The following is a 4689-nucleotide window of genomic DNA, read 5'->3' as shown; positions in this document are numbered from 1 at the left end:
AGATCTCGCGCAGCATCCACGCCATCGTCGCCGAGCTGCAGCAGACGCTGCCGCCGGGGGTGCGGATCTTCATCACCGGCGACGACGCGGTCTTCATCGACGGCTCGATCCATGAGGTGCTGCTGACGCTCGCGCTCTCGGTGGTGATCGTGGTGGCGATCATCTACCTGTTCCTGCGCGACCTCCGCGCGACGCTCATTCCGTCGCTGACCATACCGGTGGCGCTGATCGGGACGCTGGCGACGATCTATCTGGCGGGATTCTCGGTCAACATCCTGACGCTCCTCGCGCTGGTCCTCTCCACCGGGCTCGTGGTCGACGACGCGATCGTGGTGCTCGAGAACATCGTGCGGCGGCGGGGGCAGGGGCTGGGGCCGCGGGCGGCGGCGGTGCTCGGGACCGAGCAGGTCTTCTTCGCGGTGGTGGCGACGACGACGACGCTGGCGGCGGTCTTCGTGCCGCTCTCATTCCTGCCGGGGCAGGCGGGGGCGCTCTTCCGCGAGTTCGGCATCTCGCTCGCCATGGCGGTCGGCATCTCGGCGGTGGTCGCGCTGTCGCTCTGCCCGATGATGGCCTCGCGGATGCTGGCCGACGGGAAGGACCACGGCGGGCACACGGGCGTCCTCGCGGCGGTCGGGGGCTTTCTCGAGCGGCTCTATCACCGGCTGCTGCATGCGGCGCTGGCGGCGCCGCTGGTGGTGCTGGCGCTGGGCGCGATCCTCGGGGTCACCTCGTGGCTGCTCTTCGCCGGCATCCGGCAGGAGGTGACGCCGCCGGAGGACCGGGCGGTGGTGCTGCTGCGGGCGAGCGCGCCGCAGGGGGTGAGCCTCGACTATACCGCGGCCAAGCTGCGCGAGATCGAGGAGCGGACGGCGAGCTTGCGCGAGTCGGGCGAGGTGACGGGGCTCTTCTCGATCGCCGGCATGGCGAACGCGGACAACAGCGGCTTCATGATCTTCACCCTCGCGCCCTGGGAGGAACGGGAGCGGAGCCAGCGGGAGATCTCGGCCGAGATCGCTGCGGCGGCGGAGCAGGTGATCGGGCTGCGCATCTTCGCGGTGCAGCCGAACTCGCTCAATATCCGCGGGGCGGGGCAGGGGCTGCAGTTCGCGATGCTGGGCAGCAACTTCGACACGCTGGCGGACGCGACCGCCGGGCTGGTGCGGCAGATGGAGGCGGACCCCGACTTCGGGCAGGTGCGCATCTCCTACGAGACGACGCAGCCGCAGCTCTTCATCCGGGTCGACCGGGAGAAGGCGTCCGATCTCGGGGTCGACATCGACGGGCTGGGCGAGGCGCTGCAGGCGGTGCTCGACGGGCGGAAGGTGGGGTCGGTCTTCATCGACGACCGGAGCTACGACATCAAGCTGACCTCGCTGACGACGCCGGTGAGAGACCCGACAGACCTCGAGAACCTGTTCCTGCAGACGCGCTCGGGCGAGATGGTGCCGATGTCGGCGGTGGTGACGCTGGAGGAGCGGCCGATCGCGCCGGAGCTGACCCGCGAGAGCCAGATGCGGGCGGTGACGATCACCGCGAGCCTCGGCGGCGGGATGGCGCTGGGCGATGCCTGGGAGGAGGCGCAGGCGCTGGCCGAGCCGCTGCTGCCGGCCGGCTCGCGGCTGGTGCCACTCGCCGAGACGGCGACGCTCGGGGAGACCTCGAGCGGGCTCTTCATCACCTTCGGCTTCGCGATCCTCGTCGTCTTCCTGGTGCTGGCGGCGCAGTTCGAGAGCTTCGTGAGCGCGATCATCGTGATGGCGACGGTGCCGCTCGGGCTCGGCTGCGCGGTGATCGCGATGGTGCTGACCGGGACGAGCCTCAACGTCTACAGCCAGATCGGGCTGGTGCTGATGGTGGGGATCATCGCCAAGAACGGCATCCTGGTCGTCGAGTTCGCCAACCAGCTGCGCGACCATGGGGCGAGCGTCCGGGAGGCGGTCGAGGAGGCCTGCCGGATCCGGCTGCGGCCGGTGATGATGACCATGGCGGCGACGGTGCTCGGGGCGGTGCCGCTGCTCCTCTCCTCGGGGGCGGGCGCCGAGGCGCGGCACGCGCTCGGCTGGGTGATCGTGGGCGGGCTTGGGCTCGCGACGCTGCTTACCCTCTTCCTGACGCCGGTCGCCTACCTGCTGCTTGCCGGGCTGTCGAAGCCGCGGGCCGAGGAGACGCGGCGGCTGGAGGCGGAGCTCTCGCGGGTGGGGGCGGCGGGCGGCGAGGAGGGCTGAGCGCGGGCGGCGCACGCCGTGCGCGCGTGCCCACCTGGCAACGCGCTGATATTTCAGGAGAAATTTTTCGTCTATACGTTGTATATACGCGCGAGGGGGTTTCGCGGGCCTCGGTGGGGCCTGGGGGGCGGGCGCGGGGCCGCTTGCCGGAACGGCGGCGGCATGCGAGGTCTGGGGCTCCTGCGACCACCGGGATGGCGGACATGATCCGATGACCTCCGGCGCCGGCTTCGCCCCGCGCCTGCGGCCGCTGATGGCCGCGGCGGTCGTCGGCCCGATGGCGATCGCCTTCAACATCTCGGCGGCGGGGATCGTCTACCAGGGGCCGCTCACGGTCTTTCTCGACCGTGCCATCGGGCTCACGCTGATCGCGGCGGCGAGCATGAGCTTCCTGAGCGCGCTGCTCTTCAGCTATCGCGGCACCATCTCGCAGCCGCAGAACATGATCGCGGTGATCCTGTCGATCCCGGCGGCGGGGGTCGCGGCGGCCGGGCCGGTGTCGGAGGGGACCTTCGCGACGGTCGCGGCGCTGGTGGCGGTGACGGCGCTGGCGACCGGCGTCGTCACCTGGCTGCTCGGACGGTGGCGGCTCGGCTTCGTCGCGCGCTTCATTCCCTTCCCGGTGCTGGCGGGCTTTCTCGCCGCCACCGGGTACATGCTGGTCATGGGCGGGCTCGGCATGGCGATCGGCGGGCAGGTCGAGCTGGGCGGGCTCGGCGTGCTCGTCGAGCCGGGCAATCCGGGGCGCTGGCTGCCCTGGGCGGCGGCGGCGGTGGCCATCGCCGGCCTGAGCCGGCGGTTCGGGCCGATGATGCTGCCGCTCGGGCTCCTCGTCGCGGCGGCGGTCTTCTACGGCGTCTTCGCGATCGTGGGCCTCGATCGGGCGCGCGACGCCGGGCTGCTGCTCGGGCCGTTCGAGGGGGGATTTCTCGCCGCGCTCGGCGGGTGGGAGCCCTTCGCCTTCGACGGGCGGGCCATCCTCGCCGCGACGCCGAGCGTGCTGGCGGCGGTCGGGCTCAGCGTCGTCTCGACGGTGCTGAGCGCCTCCTCGGTCGAGGCGATCGCCGGCACCGGCGTCGACCCGGACCGCGACCTGCGCGCCGTCGGCATCGTCAACCTCGTCGCCGGCGCCGGCGGCGGGCCGGTCGGCTTCCACTCGCTGTCGCTCATCTCGCTGGCGCGCGGGCTCGGGGGCGCCGGCCGCGGCAACGGCTGGAGCGTGGCGCTCGCCTGCGGGCTGGCGCTGGTCGCCGGGGCGCCGGTGATCTCGCTGCTGCCGGTCGGCCTGTTCAGCACCGGGGTGATCGTCATCGGGCTGAACCTGCTCATGACGCCGCTCGTCGACCAGCGGCGGAGCCTTCCTGCGGCCGAGTATGCCGTCGTCGCCATCATCCCGGTCGCCGCCGCGATCTTCGGCTTCCTCTGGGGCGTCGCCGTCGGCCTGCTGGCGGCGGCGCTCTTCTTCATCATGGCCTTCGCGCGCATCGACCTCGTCCGGCTCGAGACGACCGCCGCGCGCATCCGCTCGCGCATCGAGCGGCCGGAGGCGGAGCAGGCCTGGCTCGCCCAGCGCGGCGACGCGGCGCGGATCTACGTGCTGGCCGGCTTCGTCTTCTTCGGCACCGCGCACCGGCTCGCCAGCCGCATCGAGGCGGTGCTGCTCGGCCCGGCGTGGCCGCGCTTCGTGCTGATCGACTTCCGCCAGGTGCGCGGGATCGACGTCTCGGCCGCCCGCTCGCTCGTCAGGCTGGACGAGGTCTGCCGTGGGCATGGCGTCACGCTCGTCGTCAGCGGCCTCAATCCCGCCGCCGCGCGCCTGGTGCGCGGGCAGATCTCGGGGGAGGGGCCGCGGATCCTGGCAAGCCTCGCCGAGGCGCTCGAGGAGGTCGAGGCGGCGCTGCTCGTCGATGCGCCCTCGGCGCGGACGCCGGCGCTGCTCGACCGGCTGCAGGAGCTGCATCCCGGCGCCGACCTGCGGCGCTACCTGCGCGAGGTGGCGGCGCCGGCGGGCACCGAGGTGATCGCGCAGGGCGGGCCGTCCGACTCGCTGCTCTTCCTGACCTCGGGGATGCTGCGCACCGAGCTCACGCGCGGGGACGGGGGGACGGTGGTGATCGCCCGCTGCCTGCCGGGGGCCTTGGTGGGCGAGATCGGGCTCTATGCCGGGATACCGCGCACGGCGCGGGTGGTTGCGGAGGCGCCGAGCACCTTCCTGCGCCTCGACGCCGGGGACCTGGAGCGGATGGGGCGGGAGGATCCGAAGCTGCTCGCCGACCTGCACCGGATGATCGCGGCGACGCTGGCCCGCCGGCTCGGCCGCACCACGGCGCTCCTGGCCGATTCCGAGCTGCAGGCGGGTTAGGCGCGGATGCGCCAGCCGGTGCGGAAGATCCACCAGATGACGGTGAGGCAGGCGAGGGTGAAGGCGAGGATGGCGGCGAGGCTCAGGGCCACGCCGACG

2 protein-coding genes and 1 pseudogene are annotated in these 4689 nt (G+C 72.6%); 2 read left to right on the top strand and 1 reads right to left on the bottom strand.

Annotation, left to right across the window (positions count from 1 at the left end; translation table 11 throughout):
• Both Q0112_RS13855 and Q0112_RS13850 read left to right on the top strand, forming a co-directional pair.
• Positions 1-2228: efflux RND transporter permease subunit (locus Q0112_RS13855; RefSeq protein ID WP_297976240.1), on the top strand; the 2228-nt coding region annotated here is incomplete at its 5' end.
• A 211-nt stretch (positions 2229-2439) separates the two neighbouring features.
• On the top strand, positions 2440-4590 hold the full coding sequence (locus tag Q0112_RS13850) for a cyclic nucleotide-binding domain-containing protein (RefSeq protein WP_297976238.1): 2151 nt from the start codon (positions 2440-2442) through the stop codon (positions 4588-4590).
• Here the strand turns inward: Q0112_RS13850 and Q0112_RS13845 are convergent.
• Positions 4587-4689 (bottom strand): annotated as a pseudogene (locus tag Q0112_RS13845) (sugar ABC transporter permease); the annotation flags it as partial. The gene Q0112_RS13850 and the pseudogene Q0112_RS13845 sit on opposite strands and share 4 nt — an antisense overlap.

Origin of the sequence: uncultured Amaricoccus sp. (assembly GCF_937858865.1) — a bacterium.
In the GTDB taxonomy this organism is placed as follows: Bacteria; Pseudomonadota; Alphaproteobacteria; order Rhodobacterales; family Rhodobacteraceae; genus Amaricoccus.
This window is presented reverse-complemented; position numbering and strand designations above follow the sequence as displayed.

Excerpts from the sequence above, each read along its gene's own strand:
- Q0112_RS13850 (WP_297976238.1), top strand. The coding sequence starts at position 2,440 with ATGACCTCCGGCGCCGGCTTCGCCCCGCGCCTGCGGCCGCTGATGGCC.